Annotated in this window: 12 protein-coding genes and 2 pseudogenes; 6 read left to right on the top strand and 8 right to left on the bottom strand. The window is 68.6% G+C overall.

What is annotated here, in order from left to right:
- Positions 1 to 333: pseudogene (locus ACFHYQ_RS12185) on the top strand (hypothetical protein); the annotation flags it as partial.
- Positions 334 to 577: 244 nt separating this feature from the next.
- Positions 578 to 1,009 (top strand): hypothetical protein, encoded by a 432-nt coding sequence (locus ACFHYQ_RS12180; RefSeq protein ID WP_394301217.1) that lies wholly within the window; start codon positions 578 to 580, stop codon positions 1,007 to 1,009.
- 175 nt (positions 1,010 to 1,184) lie between these two features.
- Here ACFHYQ_RS12180 and ACFHYQ_RS12175 read toward each other — a convergent pair whose 3' ends face one another.
- From ACFHYQ_RS12175 to ACFHYQ_RS12150, 6 genes are all read right to left on the bottom strand, one after another.
- On the bottom strand, positions 1,185 to 1,532 hold the full coding sequence (locus tag ACFHYQ_RS12175) for a hypothetical protein (protein ID WP_394301216.1): 348 nt from the start codon (positions 1,530 to 1,532) through the stop codon (positions 1,185 to 1,187).
- Between the two features lie 25 nt (positions 1,533 to 1,557).
- Positions 1,558 to 2,247, bottom strand: coding sequence for a uracil-DNA glycosylase (locus ACFHYQ_RS12170; RefSeq protein WP_394301215.1), 690 nt, complete (start codon positions 2,245 to 2,247; stop codon positions 1,558 to 1,560).
- A gap of 92 nt (positions 2,248 to 2,339) precedes the next feature.
- Entirely contained in the window at positions 2,340 to 3,233 is an 894-nt protein-coding gene (locus ACFHYQ_RS12165) for a carbohydrate ABC transporter permease (RefSeq protein ID WP_394301214.1), read from the bottom strand.
- Positions 3,230 to 4,453 carry an ABC transporter permease gene (locus tag ACFHYQ_RS12160; RefSeq protein ID WP_394301227.1) on the bottom strand — a complete coding sequence of 408 codons (1,224 nt, stop codon included), beginning with the start codon at positions 4,451 to 4,453 and terminating at the stop codon, positions 3,230 to 3,232. The genes ACFHYQ_RS12165 and ACFHYQ_RS12160 overlap by 4 nt, the downstream gene beginning before the upstream one ends.
- 109 nt (positions 4,454 to 4,562) lie before the next feature.
- Positions 4,563 to 5,894 (bottom strand): ABC transporter substrate-binding protein, encoded by a 1,332-nt coding sequence (locus ACFHYQ_RS12155; protein WP_394301226.1) that lies wholly within the window; start codon positions 5,892 to 5,894, stop codon positions 4,563 to 4,565.
- Between the two features lie 3 nt (positions 5,895 to 5,897).
- Positions 5,898 to 7,166, bottom strand: a complete 1,269-nt coding sequence (locus tag ACFHYQ_RS12150; RefSeq protein WP_394301213.1) for an ABC transporter substrate-binding protein — start codon at positions 7,164 to 7,166, stop codon at positions 5,898 to 5,900.
- Between the two features lie 144 nt (positions 7,167 to 7,310).
- On the opposite strand from ACFHYQ_RS12150, the gene ACFHYQ_RS12145 reads away from it, so the two are divergent.
- From ACFHYQ_RS12145 to ACFHYQ_RS12135, 3 genes are all read left to right on the top strand, one after another.
- Positions 7,311 to 7,817, top strand: coding sequence for a PadR family transcriptional regulator (locus tag ACFHYQ_RS12145; protein WP_394301212.1), 507 nt, complete (start codon positions 7,311 to 7,313; stop codon positions 7,815 to 7,817).
- 163 nt (positions 7,818 to 7,980) lie between these two features.
- Positions 7,981 to 8,730, top strand: a complete 750-nt coding sequence (locus ACFHYQ_RS12140) for an ABC transporter ATP-binding protein (RefSeq protein WP_394301211.1) — start codon at positions 7,981 to 7,983, stop codon at positions 8,728 to 8,730.
- Positions 8,723 to 11,005 (top strand): ABC transporter permease, encoded by a 2,283-nt coding sequence (locus tag ACFHYQ_RS12135; RefSeq protein WP_394301210.1) that lies wholly within the window; start codon positions 8,723 to 8,725, stop codon positions 11,003 to 11,005. The genes ACFHYQ_RS12140 and ACFHYQ_RS12135 overlap by 8 nt, the downstream gene beginning before the upstream one ends.
- Before the next feature lie 24 nt (positions 11,006 to 11,029).
- Here the strand turns inward: ACFHYQ_RS12135 and treS are convergent, their stop codons facing one another.
- Entirely contained in the window at positions 11,030 to 12,733 is a 1,704-nt protein-coding gene (gene treS, locus ACFHYQ_RS12130) for a maltose alpha-D-glucosyltransferase (protein WP_394301209.1), read from the bottom strand.
- Between the two features lie 239 nt (positions 12,734 to 12,972).
- Between treS and ACFHYQ_RS12125 the strand changes: the two are divergent.
- Positions 12,973 to 13,242, top strand: a pseudogene (locus tag ACFHYQ_RS12125) (response regulator transcription factor); the annotation flags it as partial.
- 244 nt (positions 13,243 to 13,486) lie between these two features.
- Here the strand turns inward: ACFHYQ_RS12125 and ACFHYQ_RS12120 are convergent.
- A complete protein-coding gene (locus ACFHYQ_RS12120; protein WP_394301208.1) occupies positions 13,487 to 14,140 on the bottom strand; it encodes a Scr1 family TA system antitoxin-like transcriptional regulator in 654 nt (217 codons plus the stop codon).
- Between the last annotated feature and the right edge of the window lie 164 nt (positions 14,141 to 14,304).

The following is a 14,304-nucleotide window of genomic DNA, read 5'->3' as shown; positions in this document are numbered from 1 at the left end:
AGCGGTCAGATCGACGCCGGGCCAGCGGCCATCACGCTCTGCGCACCGGCTGGTTGTTTACTGTCGATCGTGTTGGCCGCCGGTGGCATCGCGGGCTTCCTGTCGCGGCGGCCCGTCTGGTTGCGCGCGCAGCGGGCGGTGATGGGGGGCATGCTCGGCATGCTCGCCGTCTTGCTCGCCTTCGACACCAGCGGAAGCGTTTCGCATGTGGCCGGTTGCGCCGGTGCAGAGTCGTGTCAATCGGGAACGGAGACTGCGCGGCATCTCAACGGGTCGATCGCCGCGACTGTGCTCGTGGGCAGGGGCATAAAGAATTCGCCGCCACGCCGGTGAACGTGGCGGCTAGGACGACGGCTTCGACGGCACGGACAACGACTGGCTCTGCCGCACCCCCGGCCCCCTGGCCGCCTGAACCCCGACAACCCGGGCTCGCCCGAGGCTGCTCCTGGCCGTTGCGATGGTAGATGCTCATTCTCCTGTCCAATATCTATCCAAAGTAGTTCAAATCTTGACAACCTTGCCTAGCGAGGTGACAGTGACGGTGCAAGGGAACTTTCATCCAGCATCGGAGGAGATCATGAGACGGTTCAGGACATCCGCCGCCGCGGTGTCGGCACTGCTCGCGCTGGCAGTGATCGTGCCGGCCAGCGCGGCCAACGCCGACACGACGGTGATCCAGAACAACGTCCCGGAGTGTACGGCCAACCTCACCGAGCCCACGTTGGACGGCGAGACCATGTCCTTAACCGGGACCGTCACGTGTGCGGAAGGATACGGCGGATGGGGGTGGCTCTGGTTCGACACGGACGGTCGGACACCTATACCAAGGGACGGCGTCGGGATAATTGAGTTCGAACGGCCTAGTCAAATCGCCCAGTTGACTGTCGTCGCGCCATGCGCCAGTGGGAAATATCGGACCCACCTGATCATCAGCTTGGGGACGACCTCGGGCAGCGGCAATCTCGGCTATAACGAAGCGGTCACCGATCCGGTGACCATCACCTGCTGACCGGCTGTTTCTCCGCGTTTCCGGACGTTCGTGATCTTGCAGTTTCTCACAGGCTTATCCGCTGAGCGGCGGAAACGCCATTCCTGATCCCGCGCTCGCGAGTGCGAGATCACGTAAGGCATAGTCGCAGGTCAAGTGACTCGTCTGCGAGAAACTGCGAGATCACGGGAGGAGGTTAGAGCAGGTGGTCGTCGGGGCCCTCGTGGTCGTGATCGCCTTCTTCCTCGAGGATGCCCTCGGACGGCTCGACGCCCAGCATGGCCTCCCTCGGCTCCACCTCCTGGACGTGCTCGACGAGGCCGAGCACGTGGTCGGGCTCGATGAGCCACTGCAGCGCCGCGGCACCGGTCTCGTCGGCGCCGACCAGCTCGATCTGCTCCTGGCGCTCGGCGTCGTCCAGCTCCGCCTCCGGGCTGCGGATCTCCGCCAGCGCCGCCGCCTGCAGGGCGTTCACGTCGAGGACCTCGACCACCAGGTCGACGGTGAGGCGCAGATAGCGTCCCGTGTCCGTTGCATCGCTCATGCTGACTGATCCTATCGGTCAGGCGTCAGGGTAGTTTCCACTCGGCCGGCGCGGTGCCCTGCCGCTCCAGCAGCTCGTTGGCCCGGCTGAACGGCCGGGATCCGAAGAACCCGTTGCGCGCGGACAGCGGGCTCGGGTGCGCGGACTCGATGCACGGTACGGCGGTGTCCCCCGAGCCGAGCATCGGTCGCAGGTTGCGCGCGTCGCGACCCCACAGGATGGCCACCAGCGGGCCGCCACGTGTGACAAGCGCCTTGATGGCCTGCTCGGTGACCTCCTCCCAGCCCTTGCCGCGATGGGAGGCGGGCTTGCCCGGCATCACCGTCAGCACCCTGTTGAGCAGGAGCACGCCCTGCTCGGCCCAGGGGGTGAGGTCGCCGTTGGACGGCGCCGGATGGCCGAGGTCGGCCGTGTACTCCTTGAAGATGTTGACCAGGCTGCCCGGCAGCGGGCGCACGTCGGGGGCGACCGAAAAACTCAGCCCCACGGGATGGCCGGGGGTGGGATAGGGGTCCTGCCCGACGATCAGCACGCGGACCTCGCTCAGCGGCTGCTGGAACGCGCGGAGCACCTGGGACCCGGCGGGGAGATACTGGCGGCCTTCCGCGATCTCCTGCCGCAGGAAGTCGCCCATGGCGGTGATCCGCCCCGCGACGGGTTCGAGCGCCTCCGCCCAGCCGGCTTCCACGATTTCGTGCAACGGACGTCCTGCCATGGTCGGGCACTCTATCGGCTTTTCGCGTGCCGTACGGCATAAAGATCGGATGCCCGCCTACCCCCGTGAAGCGGGCATCCGACGTCTCGGAGTCATTTCACCGAGCCCGCGAGCAGGCCCTGGACGAAGTACCGCTGGAAGGCGAAGAACAGGACCAGCGGGATGATGAGCGACAGGAAGGCCCCGGGAGCGAGGATGTCCACGTTGGTGCCGAACTGCCGCATCTGAGATTGCAGCGCCTTGGTCATCGGCTGGTTCTGGGTGTCGGCGAAGACCAGGGCGACGAGCAGGTCGTTCCAGACCCACAGGAACTGGAAGATCCCGAGCGAGGCGACCGCCGGCTTGGCCAGCGGGAACACCACGGTCACGAAGATCCGCCATTCCGGTGCGCCGTCCATCCTCGCGGCCTCCAGCAGTTCCCGTGGGATGCCCACGAAGAAGTTGCGCAGCAGGAAGATGGCGAACGGCAGGCCGAACGCGACGTGGAACAGGACCACGCTGGTGATCGAGCCGAAGATTCCGAATGTTCCGTACAGCTTGGCGATCGGGATCAGCGCGATCTGGATCGGCACCACCAGCAGGGCGATGACGAGCAGGAAGACCGTGTCCCTGCCGGGGAACTCGATCCAGGCGAACGCGTAGGCCGCCATCGCCGCGATGAAGATGATCAGCAAGGTCGCCGGGACCGTGATCAGGATGGTGTTCCAGAACGACGAGGTGAAGCCGGAGGTCAGCAGGTTCGAGTAGTTTTCGAAGGTGATCTGGGCCGGTTTGGTGAAAAACGTCCACCAGCCGCTCGAGTTGTTGGCGGTGTCGTCGCGCATCGACACGACGAGCAGCCCCAGCGTCGGCACCAGCCAGAACACCGCGACGAGGACCAGGAACACCTGGACCACGCCGCCGCCGATCCGGTCCAGCAGTCGGCCCGCGAGGCCGCGCTCGATCCCGGCCGCCTGCTGCGGCGGCTCGGCCGCCACGGTCGTCATCGCTCGTCCCTCCTGAAGCGGCGGATGTTGAAGATCATGAACGGCACCACCAGCACAAGCAGGAAGATCGCAAGTGCGCTTCCCATGCCCTGGTTGTTGCCGCCGCCGAACGAGACCCGCCACATCTCCAGCGCGATCACGTTGGCCTGTGGCTGCACCGAGCCGGGGGCGATGATGAACACCAGGTCGAAGACCTTCAGCACGTTGATGACCATCGTGACGAAGACGACGAGCAGCACCGGCGCGAGCAGCGGCACCGTGATCCGCCGGAACACCTGCCACTCGGTCGCCCCGTCGATCCGCGCCGCCTCCAGGGCGTCCCTGGGAACCGCCGACAGCCCGGCCGCGATCAGCACCATCGCGAACCCGGCCCACACCCAGATGTAGGCGCCGATGATCGCCGGGGTGATCAGGGCCGGACCCAGCCAGGTCAGCCCGTTGAACGGGGCGGCGAAGTTCGACTGCGGGAGCCGTACCGTGTAGGACCCGGCGGGCAGACCGGTGAGGTGGAAGGTGCCGTCGGCGGCCGTCTCGGTGGTCGCCTTCACCTGACCGTCGGAGACCGCCTCGACCGTGATGCCGGCCAGGCCCTTCTCCTGCGGGTCGACCTGGTTGACTGTGCCGCCGCCGCCGCGTACGACGTCGAGCCAGACCGTGCCGCCGATCTCCCCGCCGCCGGGCGGCGCGGCGGCCGCCTTCGCCGGCGCCGCGTCCTTGACGGAGTCCGGCGGCAGGCCGACGAGCGGGATCAGCACCGCCTGGCCGGGCTGGGCCGGCTGACTGACCGTCACCGTGCCGTCCTGCTGCGCGACCGCCGGGGCCTGGTCGTTCTCACGCGGCCGCGCACCCGGGTAGCCCTGGCTGGAGGAGAACGTGTCGTGGACCGTGGTCAGCACGGCGTTGGCCACGCCCTTGTCCGGGTCCTGTTCGTAGACGAGCCGGAAGATGACACCTGCCGCGAGCAGGGAGACCGCCATCGGCATGAACAGGACCAGCTTGAACGCGGTCGCCCAGCGGATCCGCTCGGTCAGCACGGCGAAGATGAGGCCGAGCACCGTCACCACCAGCGGGGCGACCACGACCCAGATGACGTTGTTCCTGATCGTGGTCAGCGTCGCCGAGTCGGTGAAGATCGAGCCGTAGTTGCCCAGCCCGACGAAGCGCTCGCCAGTGGCGTCGTAGAGGCTGCGGAAGATCGAGTAGATGACGGGGTAGACCATCCACACCCCGAGCAGGAGCAGCGCGGGCAGCAGGAACAGCACCGCCAGCGTCGGCGAGGGGCCGAGCCGTGCGCGCGGCCCCTTCCGTTCGGTCACGGCCTTCCTCCCACTACTTCTTGAGCGCCTTGGCCGCGTCCGCCTCGAGCTTCTTCTGCGCGCCCTTCACGTCGGAGGGGTCGCGCAGGAAGTCCTGCAGATCCTTCCACTCGCCCTTGCCGTCCGTGCCGCCGAACGCGCTGGGTGTCAGGTCCGACATGTCGTACCTGACTGCCTCGCCGGCCGAGATGATCGTCTGGGCGAGCTGCTTGGTCAGTTCGTTCGGGTAGTTGTCGGGCGAGACGTTGCGGTTGGGCGACAGGTAGCCGGGCAGCTTGGCCCAGATCTCGCCGCCCTCCTTGGAGGCCAGGAACTCCAGCAGGGCCATCGCGCCCTTGGAGTCCTTCAGCGCCACCGCGATGTCACCGCCGAGCACGACCGGCTCGGTGTCGCCGACCTTGGGGAACGCCATGGCCTTGGCGTCCTCGCCGACCTTCGCGCCGGACTGGGCGGCCGCTCCCGCGACGAAGTCGGCCTCGATGACCATCGCGGCCTTCTTCTGGCCGTAGACCTGAGTGACGCATGTGGGGAAGTCGGTCTGCAGGGCGCCGGAGGCGCCGCCCAGCAGGAACTCCTTCTTCCCGAAGATCTGCGCCATCTTCTCCAGCGCGGTCGTCACCGTGGAGTCGGTCCATGGGATCTCGTGCTTGGACAGCTTGTCGTAGTTCTCCGGGCCGGCCGAGGAGAGGTAGACGTTCTCGAACAGGTCGGTGAGCGTCCAGCCCGAGGCGCCGCACAGCGCGAACGGCGGCGTGCCGGAGTCGGCCAGCAGCTGCGCGTTCTTGACCAGGTCGTCCCAGGTCGCCGCCTCCTGCGCCCCGGCGTCGTCGAACGCCTGCTGCCGATACCAGATGAGCGACTTGTGCGCGGCCTTGACCAGCACGCCGTACACCTGGCCGTTGGCGGAGCCGAGCTCCTTCCAGTACGGGGTGTAGTTCTGGTCGATCTGCGCCTGCACCTCGGGGGTCAGCGGCTTGAGCGCGTTCTCGTCGGCGTACTGCTGTACGAGGCCCGGCTGCGGCAGGATCGCGACGTCCGGCGGGTTGTTGCCCTGGATGCGGGGACCGAGGAAGGCGCCGGTGTCCTCACCCGTCGAGGCATAGGTCACGGTGGCGCCGGTCTTGTCCTGGAACGCCTTGAGCACCTGCTCGAAGTTGGCCTGCTCGTCGCCGGTCCACTTGGCCGCGACCTCGATCGTGACGCCGTCCAACGGCTTGGCCGCTGCGGCGGCGTCGCCGCCGCTGGAGGCGCTCGTCTGGCCGACCGCGGGCTCGCCGCCCGAGTTGCCGCCGCAGGCCACGGCGGCGAGAGCGAGCAGGGCGATCGGGATGGGGAGTTTGCGCATCATCTATCCTCCGGGGTGGATCACCTCGCCGAGGCCCTGTTTCAGGTCGGCGACGGCTTCGTCAACGGGTGTGCCAAGGCCCAGCGCCGCGGACGCGGTGCTGGAGATCACCAGGCTGACCTGGTTGTAGTCGGGAGTGACCGGCCGCGGCCGTGCCGACAGGATCGACTCCTTGAGCACGGGCAGGTACGGAAAGCGCTTGATCAGTTCCGGGTCGTCGTACAGTTCGGCCCGGACCGGGGGGAAGGACCCCTCGGTGAGCACGAGCCGCTGGATCTCCGGGCCGGTGAAGTAGCGGATGAAGTCGAGCGCGGTCTTCTGGTGCTTGGAGTACGCGCTGATCGCGAGGTTCAGCCCGCCGAGCGCGCTCGATCCCGGGCCGTCCAGGCCGGGCAGCCGGGTCACCGCGAACTTGCCGGCGAGCGCCGAGCCGGTGGCCGGGCCGTACGCGTGCGGCCAGTTGCGCGCGAACAGCAGCCGCCCCTCCTGGAAGGCGAGCCGGGACTCCTCCTCCTTGTACGTCAGGGCCTCACGGGGGATCCACCCCTCCTTGACGCCGCCGACGAGGAAGTCGAGCGCGGTGCGCGCGGCGCCGAGATCCAGGGTGACGCTCCGGGCGTCCGGGCTGAGGATCGACCCGCCCGCCGACCGTACGGCCTCCGCGAAGTTCACGGTGAGCCCCTCATAGGGGAGAAATTGTCCGGCATATCCCCCGATGTGATATTTCTCGGTCAGTCGCCGGGCCTGATCGCGCAGCTCCGCCCAGGTCTTGGGCGGTTTCAGGTGCTCCTTCTTCAGGATGTCGGAGCGGTAGTAGAGCAGGCCCGCGTTGCTCACGTACGGCGCCGCCCACAGCCGGTCGCGGTAGATCGCCGTGTCGGCGACCCCCTTGAGCATCCTGTCCAGCGGAAACCGGCTGCGGTCGAGCGGCACGATCCAGTCGGCGTCGGCGAACTCCGCCGTCCAGACCACGTCGAGCCCGAGCACGTCGTAGACGTCGCTGTGCGCCTGCAGGTTGGCGACCATCTGGGCACGCTGCTCGTCGGCCGCCTCCGGGAGTTCCAGCAGGGTGACCGGCTCGTTGGGATGTGCCCGGTTCCACCGGTCCAGCAGAGGCGCCAGATAGGCGGTGGTGTCCCGCCCGATCGCCAGCGTGATCGGGCCGGTGCCGCCGGTCCCGTCGTCGGCCGACCCGCCGGCGGCCGTGTCCGCGGACCCCGCGCATCCGGCCGCGAGCAGAGCGGCCAGCAGGGCGACGGCTCGGCGAACCACACGGCCTCCACGTGACTTGCGGGTCTTGCGAGTTACATACGTGTTAGGTAGATACATGCATGTTATGCATAGCGATAATGTGAAGGTCAACGCTGAAGCCGATAACGCTCCGGTAACTGCTTTCCGACGGCTGGGGGTGAGCGCGTGCGGCAGTCGCTGCTGGCGCTCCTTGCGAAGGAACCTGCCCATGGGTACGAACTCAAACAGGCGCTGGAGGCGATCTTCGGCAGCGCGTACCCCTCGCCGAACATCGGCCAGATATATGTGACGCTCGGGCGGCTGGAGAAGGACGGGCACGTCCGGTCGGTCGGCGTCGAGCAGTCGAACCGGCCGAACAAGAAGGTCTACTACATCACGGCCGCCGGTTTCGAGACCCTGCAGGCCTGGGCCGAGGAGCCCACCGAGGGTCCCAGGGTCCGGGACGAGTTCTTCATGAAACTCGTGCTGGCCCCGATGACCGGATTGTCGGACCGAATGGCGCTGATCAACCGGCAGCGCCGGCACTACCTGTCCCTGATGCGGGAACTCGGCGAGCTGGCCGAGCGTACGGACCCCGGCGACCGCGTCGCCCTCCTGCTCATCGAGGGCGCCATGCTCCACCTGCAGGCCGACCTCGACTGGCTCGAACGCTGCCAGGAGGACCTCCCATAATGCCGCTCACCCCCCCACCCCCCACCCCAACCGTGATCTTGCGAATACTCGCAGAAAACGGCCTGACCAGCGCTTTCGCCTGTCGTGATCTTGCAGAAACTCGCAGCATGCCCCTCTCACCTGCGGCGATGCCTTGCGTGATCTTGCAGTCAGGACGAATTGCGTGACCACGACACCGGCGATCCGAGCGGTCAATCTGGTGAAGATCTACCAGACCGGCCGCGGGCTTCCCGTACCGGCCGTGCGCGGCGTCGATCTCACCGTCGAGCCCGGCGAGTTCGTGGCGATCATGGGTCCGTCCGGGTCGGGCAAGTCGACCCTCGTTCACCTGCTCGGCGGGCTGGACACGCGCACGAGCGGCGAGATCTGGCTGGACGGCAAACGTGCCGACACGCTGTCGGAGAGCGGCTGGGCCGTACTACGCCGCGAGAAGATCGGTTTCGTCTTCCAGTTCTTCAACCTGGTGACCAACATGACCGTGGCCGACAACGTGGAGCTGCCCGCGCTCCTCGGCGGCGCCTCGCCGCGGCATGCCCGCGAACGGCGCGACTACCTTCTCGGCGAACTCGGCCTGACCGATCGAGCCGCCGCCGCGCCCGCCCAGCTGTCCGGCGGGGAGCAGCAGCGCGTGGCGCTCGCCCGCGCGCTCGCCAACCAGCCGAGGCTGCTCCTGGCCGACGAACCGACCGGCAACCTGGACAGCCGCAACACCCGCGACGTACTCAAGCTGCTGAGCCGGGTCCACCGGCAGGGCCAGACGATCGTGCTGGTGACGCATGACGCGCGCGTCGCCGGACTGGCAGACCGGGTGGTGAGCCTGCTCGACGGTGAGATCGTGGACGACGGCGCCATCGTGCGGCGGCGCCGGGGCCCGGGTGGTACGGCAGGCGACGTGGTGGAGCTGCGTGGCTAGCCGCATGATCGGTTCGGCGGAGGGGAGGTGGGTCCGCGCTGATCTGCGGGCCCGCCGGGGGCAGGCGCTGCTGACCGTGCTGACCGTGGCGGGGATCGTCACCGCGCTCATCGCCGCGGCCACCCTCCTCGAAGACGGCACCAATCCCTGGCGCGGTCTGTTCGAGCGCGGCCGCGGCGCCCACATCTGGCTCCACACCAAGACCGTTCCCGACGTCTCCGCGCTCAAGAGCCTCGACGGTGTTACCGATGTGGCCGGGCCGTACCACAGCGCCCCGGCGACCCTCGCCGCCGACAGCGGCCGCAAGGTGCCGATCTCGCTTCAGGAGGCGCCGGCGGCGCTTCCCGCGGTCGCCCGTCCACTGCTCAGCGAGGGCCGCTGGCTCGACGTACGCCATCCGGAGGGGGTCGTGGTCGAGCGGTCGTTCGCCCGGGCGATCGGCCTGCGGCCGGGCAGCCCGTTCACCGTCACCGGCCTGAACGGCGCCACGCACACGCTCACCGTGGCCGGGCTCGCGGAGAGCGGCGACCAGGGCTTCTACCCGGAATGGGCGCCCGGCCTGGCCTGGACGCTCCGGCAGACACTCACCGCGGTCGAGCCCGCCTCCGGCCGCACCGAGACCGTCACCGGGTTGCGGCTGGCCGACCCGGGACTGACCGATCTCATCGTGCAACGAGCCGTCTTCACGCTGCGCGGGCAGGTGCAGCGGGTCACCACGTGGCGGGAGGTCCGGGCGGCCATGGAGCTGGACAACCGGCTGCTCGGCCTGCTGCTCGGGCTGTTCGGCGTGGCCGGCCTGGTCGCCGCCGCGCTCGCGCTCGCCAACGTCACCGGCGGCCGGGTGCTGACCCAGCTCCGCGACATCGCCACGCTCAAGTCGCTCGGGTTCACCCGTGGCCAGGTCACCCGCATGCTGCTGGTCGAGCACGGCGCCCTCGGATTCGCCGGAATCGCACTCGGCGTGGTCGCCGCCTGGCTGATCACCGCGTACGCCCTGGGGGAGAGCGGCGTGACGCCGCTGTCGCCGGGCCCGCATGCCGCCATCATGGTGGGCACGGCGCTGGTGGTGCTGGTGGCGGTCTGGCTGCCGGCCTGGCGGGGCGGCCGCACCCCGCCCCTGCCCGCGGTCCCCGCCGCGCCGCCTCGCGGGCGTCTGTCGCGGCTGGCCCGGCTCGCCCTGCTCGTGCGGCTGCCGCCCGCGCTCGTCCTCGGCGCGCGGGACGCCTTCACCCGGCGGACACCGGCGCTGCTCACGATCTGCGGGGTGGCGATCCCGATGATGATGATCACGATCGGGCTCGGCTGCTGGGCGACGCTTGACGACTTCATCCGGCATCCGGAGGGGGTCGGCCAGGCGGCGGCCCTCGCCGTACGGCCCGCCGACCTGACGGCGGAGGAGACGCGCGAGCGGGTGATGGCCGATTCCGACGTGGTGGCGGCCTATCCGGGGGCCGAGCTCGACGCCCTCGTGCCCGGGCAGACCAGGACGGTACGGACCCGGGCGCTGGGCACCTCGGCCGATCCCTATCCGTTCCCGGTGGCGGAGGGACGGATGTTCCGCGACCGGGGCGAGGCCGTGGCCGGGCAGGGTCTGCTCGATCTCCTCGGCGCGCGCGTCGGGGACCGGGTCCGCATCACGATCGGCGGCACCCCGCTGATCGTGCGGATCGTGGGGCGGGTCATCGAGCCGGAGCAGGACGGCGAGGTGCTGTCGCTCGGCATCGACAGTCTGGCGGCCAAGGACGCGGTGCCGCCGCGGTTCTACGGCCTGGTGCTGCGGCCGGGGGCCGAGCCGGGCGAGGCACGGGCCCGGCTGCAGGCGCAGGGCCTGGAGGTCGCGCAGGCGGTCAACCCGGCCGACCGGCTCGCGGTGATCCGCGTGATCATCGTGGCGCTGGTGGTGGTGCTGGCCCTGATCGGCCTGGCCAATCTGCTGACCGCCGGCGCGCTCGGGCTGCGCGACCACGTGCTCGATCTGGCCGTGCTCAAGGCGATGGGACTCACCCCACGCCAGGTCATGGCCACGCTGGTCACCGGCACCGGGCTGCTGGCGGTGGTCGGGGTGCTCCTCGGCGGCTGCGTGGGGGTGTTGTGGTCGCGGGCCCTGATCGACCTGGAGGGGCGGCACAGCGGGGTCGGCGCCGGCATCGGCCGGGCGCCGACCCCGGGCATGCTCGCCGCGGCGATCGGCGTCGCGATCGGCGCGGCCCTCCTGGTCGCGCTGATCCCCGCCCGCCGGGCCGCCCGGGCTCGGATCCCGGTCACGGCCCGGTGAGACGGCCCGTGACCGTCCGCGCAGTCAGCTCCGGTTTTCGAGAGAGAACCAGTAGAACCCGTAGCCGGGGAGGGTGAGCCGGTAGGGGAGGACGCCGATCACGGGGAACGGCACGCCGCCGCGGCACTCGACCGGCGTCATCCCGGTGAACCGGCGCAGGTCGAGCTCGACGGGCTGGGCGAAGCGCGACAGGTTGTTGACGCACAGCACCCGGTCGTCGCCCTCCTCCCGCAGGTAGGCCAGCACCCCGGGGTTGGCCGACCACAGCTCGGTGTAGTCGCCGGTGCCGAAGATCGGGTGCTCCCGCCGGATCTGCAGCATCCGGCGGGTGAAGTGCAGCAGCGACGACTCGCTCTTCGTCTGCGCCTCGACGTTGACGGCCTGGTAGCCGTACACCGGGTCCATCACCGCGGGCAGGTAGAGGCGGCCCGGGTCGGCGGCGGAGAATCCGGCGTTGCGGTCGGGGGTCCACTGCATCGGCGTACGGACCGAGTCCCGGTCCTCCAGCCAGATGTTGTCGCCCATGCCGATCTCGTCGCCGTAGTACATGACGGGTGATCCCGGCATGCTCAGCAGCAGCGCGGTGAACAGCTCGATCTGGTCCCTGTCGTTCTCCAGCAGGGGCGCGAGCCGCCGCCGGATGCCGAGGTAGGCCCGCATCCGGGGGTCCTTGGCGTACTCGGCGTGCATGTAGTCGCGCTCCTCCTCGGTCACGGTCTCGAGCGTCAGCTCGTCGTGGTTACGGAGGAAGATGCCCCACTGGGCCGTCTCGGGCAGTTTTGGGGTCACCGACATGATTTCGGAGATCGGCTCGCGGCTCTGCCGCCGTACCGCCATGAAGATGCGCGGCATCAGCGGGAAGTGGAACGCCATGTGGCACTCGTCGCCGCCCTTGGTCGGGTCGCCGAAATACTCCACCACGTCGGCCGGCCAGCCGTTCGCCTCGGCGAGCAGCACCCGGTCGGGGTAGAGCCGGTCCACCTCGGACCGGATCCGCTTGAGGTAGTCGTGCGTCTCCGGCAGGCCGGCGCACGAGGTGCCCTCGCGTTCGAAGAGGTACGGCACGGCGTCCAGCCGGAAGCCGTCGACGCCGAGATCCAGCCAGAAGCGGAGGACCTCCAGCATCGCCTCCTGGACGGCTGGATTGTCATAGTTGAGGTCCGGCTGGTGGTGGAAGAACCGGTGCCAGTAGTACTGGCCGCGTACGGGGTCGTACGTCCAGTTGGACTCCTCGGCGCCGACGAAGACGATCGGGGCGTCCGCGTAGCGGGTCGGGTCGTCGGACCACACGTAGAAGTCGCCGTACGGCCCGTCGGGGTCCTGCCGGGACGCCTGGAACCACGGGTGCTTGTCGCTGGTGTGGTTCATGACGAGATCGGTGATGACGCGCAGGCCGCGCTCGTGGGCGGCCTCGATCGTCTTGACGAAGTCTCCGAGGTCGCCGAACTCCGGAAGGATCTTCAAATAGTCGGATATGTCGTATCCGCCGTCTCGCAGCGGGGACTCGTACAGCGGCAGCAGCCAGAGGCAGTCGACCCCCAGCCACTGGAGGTAGTCCATCTTCTCGATCAGCCCGCGCAGATCGCCGGTGCCGTCGCCGTTGGAGTCCTTGAACCCGCGGACCAGCACCTCATAGAAGACCGCCCGCTTGTACCACTGGGGGTCGGCCGGGGTCAGGTCGCCGGGGGAGGCCGGAACACGTTCCGGGCATGGCGAAGCAGCGTTCATATGGTCTCGCTCGAAGACTCGAAAGGGGGGAAGGCGCGTGGTCAGGCAGCACTCCGGCCTTGCACTCACGTCGCCTTGTTGGCGATTATTTGGGCAAAGCTAGCACCTCGAGAGACCCGACCGTAAAGGATTACACCTACTCAACCGGTAGTTTTTCCCTGCTTCCAGTTGATCACGTACGGTGTCACCCACGCGTCTGGTCGTCGGCGGTCGCGAGGACGCGGCGGTGCAGCCAGACCAGGGCCATCGCCCGGGTAGCCGCCGCCGACCACGAACGGCGTCGCGCACACGCCGTCGACCGCCTGGGCCTGCTCAACGACCGCGAGCGGGAGGTCGCCGTCGCGGTCGGACAGGGCTGGTCCAACGCCGAGATCGGATCAGCGCTCCACCTCAGCGTGCCCACGATCAAGACCCACGTCTCCGGCATTCTCACCAAGCTCGGCCTCAACAACCGCGTCCAGATCGCCCTGCTGGTCCACGACGCGGGCCTCCTCGACCAGAACGAGTGAGCGCATCACCGGCGAACGCGGTGTCTTTACCTGCTTCCGGTTGATTGCACACACTGTCACCCGTACACCCCCCACCGACACCGTCCGCGCTACTCTTCGTGTGCGACACGACACAACTGGAGGGAACTCCGAGGGAGGGAGCCGGCCATCGGGGTCAAGAGGTAACCGAAGAGCAGGGGCGAATCCTGTTCAGCCGTGCCGTGCAGGAGGCGCTGGGCATCTCCGGGGATGAGTTCCTCGCGCGCTACGACTGTGGCAGGCCGAGCCCATGTAGTTGCTCTACCCGGGTCTTGGCGGTCCTGCCATAGTCCTCGGTGATCGCGACGGCTCGGTGCTGGAGTTCCGCGAAGGCGCTCAGGTCCTCCTTGGAGAGGCCGGGCAGAGTGTAGTGATAGATCGGGGTCGGCGGCCGGTCGTAGTCGGCGAATAGGAACGGCAGCCCCACGGCGACGTCGTTGTGCAGCTCTTTCACAGAATGGGCGGATATGCCGCCCGCGACGCCATCCACCGTGGCGATCCACACCGTGCCCGCCTTGGTGACATGAACGTCAACGCCGTCTCGGACGGTCGCGCTGGCAAGGCGCTCGAAAGTCACTTTAAGCTTCCGGACCTGATCAGCCGCTTCAACGTACCCATCACCCGCCGGCCCCTCGATGTAGCCGACGTCGGGATCGCTTACGCCCAAGGTCAGGACGGAGAATGCCCCCTCCAGGCCGACATGAGCGTGGGTCCGCAGCGGAAGGACCTGGACCGTGATGTTCGGCCGCTTCATGGCCTGGATGACGTCGTCAAGCTGACGGCCCATCACCGCTGCCCCGCCCACGAACCGCCGATCGCCATGACCAGCCGAAACCCGAAGAAATCCTGGCCGACCCGCTGGCCTGGGAAGACGCCGCATGACCCTCAGCTCAAAGAGCGAAAGTCGAGCTTGGGGCTGACGGAGTAGCACAGGCGGTACTCGTCGCTCCGTGGGTGAGTCGTGCCTCGTAGAGGCCCTTACCCGCCCCAGCTTTTACCCCTTGCCGCGGCCGGTGTCCTCGCTATACGATGAATCACGGAATG

Origin of the sequence: Sphaerimonospora cavernae, assembly GCF_042435035.1 — a bacterium.
Classification (GTDB): domain Bacteria; phylum Actinomycetota; class Actinomycetes; order Streptosporangiales; family Streptosporangiaceae; genus Sphaerimonospora; species Sphaerimonospora cavernae.
The sequence above is the reverse complement of the archived record's forward strand: the minus strand, read 5'-3'. Positions and strand labels throughout refer to the sequence as shown.

Bases quoted from the DNA above. Each gene is read 5' to 3' on its own strand.
- ACFHYQ_RS12170 (WP_394301215.1), bottom strand. From the start codon at position 2,247: ATGGCAGGACGTCCGTTGCACGAAATCGTGGAAGCCGGCTGGGCGGAG.
- ACFHYQ_RS12165 (WP_394301214.1), bottom strand. From the start codon at position 3,233: ATGACGACCGTGGCGGCCGAGCCGCCGCAGCAGGCGGCCGGGATCGAG.
- ACFHYQ_RS12120 (WP_394301208.1), bottom strand. From the start codon at position 14,140: ATGCGGCGTCTTCCCAGGCCAGCGGGTCGGCCAGGATTTCTTCGGGTT.
- treS (WP_394301209.1), bottom strand. From the start codon at position 12,733: ATGAACGCTGCTTCGCCATGCCCGGAACGTGTTCCGGCCTCCCCCGGC.
- ACFHYQ_RS12160 (WP_394301227.1), bottom strand. From the start codon at position 4,453: ATGGTCTACCCCGTCATCTACTCGATCTTCCGCAGCCTCTACGACGCC.
- ACFHYQ_RS12155 (WP_394301226.1), bottom strand. From the start codon at position 5,894: ATGCGCAAACTCCCCATCCCGATCGCCCTGCTCGCTCTCGCCGCCGTG.
- ACFHYQ_RS12175 (WP_394301216.1), bottom strand. From the start codon at position 1,532: ATGAGCGATGCAACGGACACGGGACGCTATCTGCGCCTCACCGTCGAC.
- ACFHYQ_RS12180 (WP_394301217.1), top strand. From the start codon at position 578: ATGAGACGGTTCAGGACATCCGCCGCCGCGGTGTCGGCACTGCTCGCG.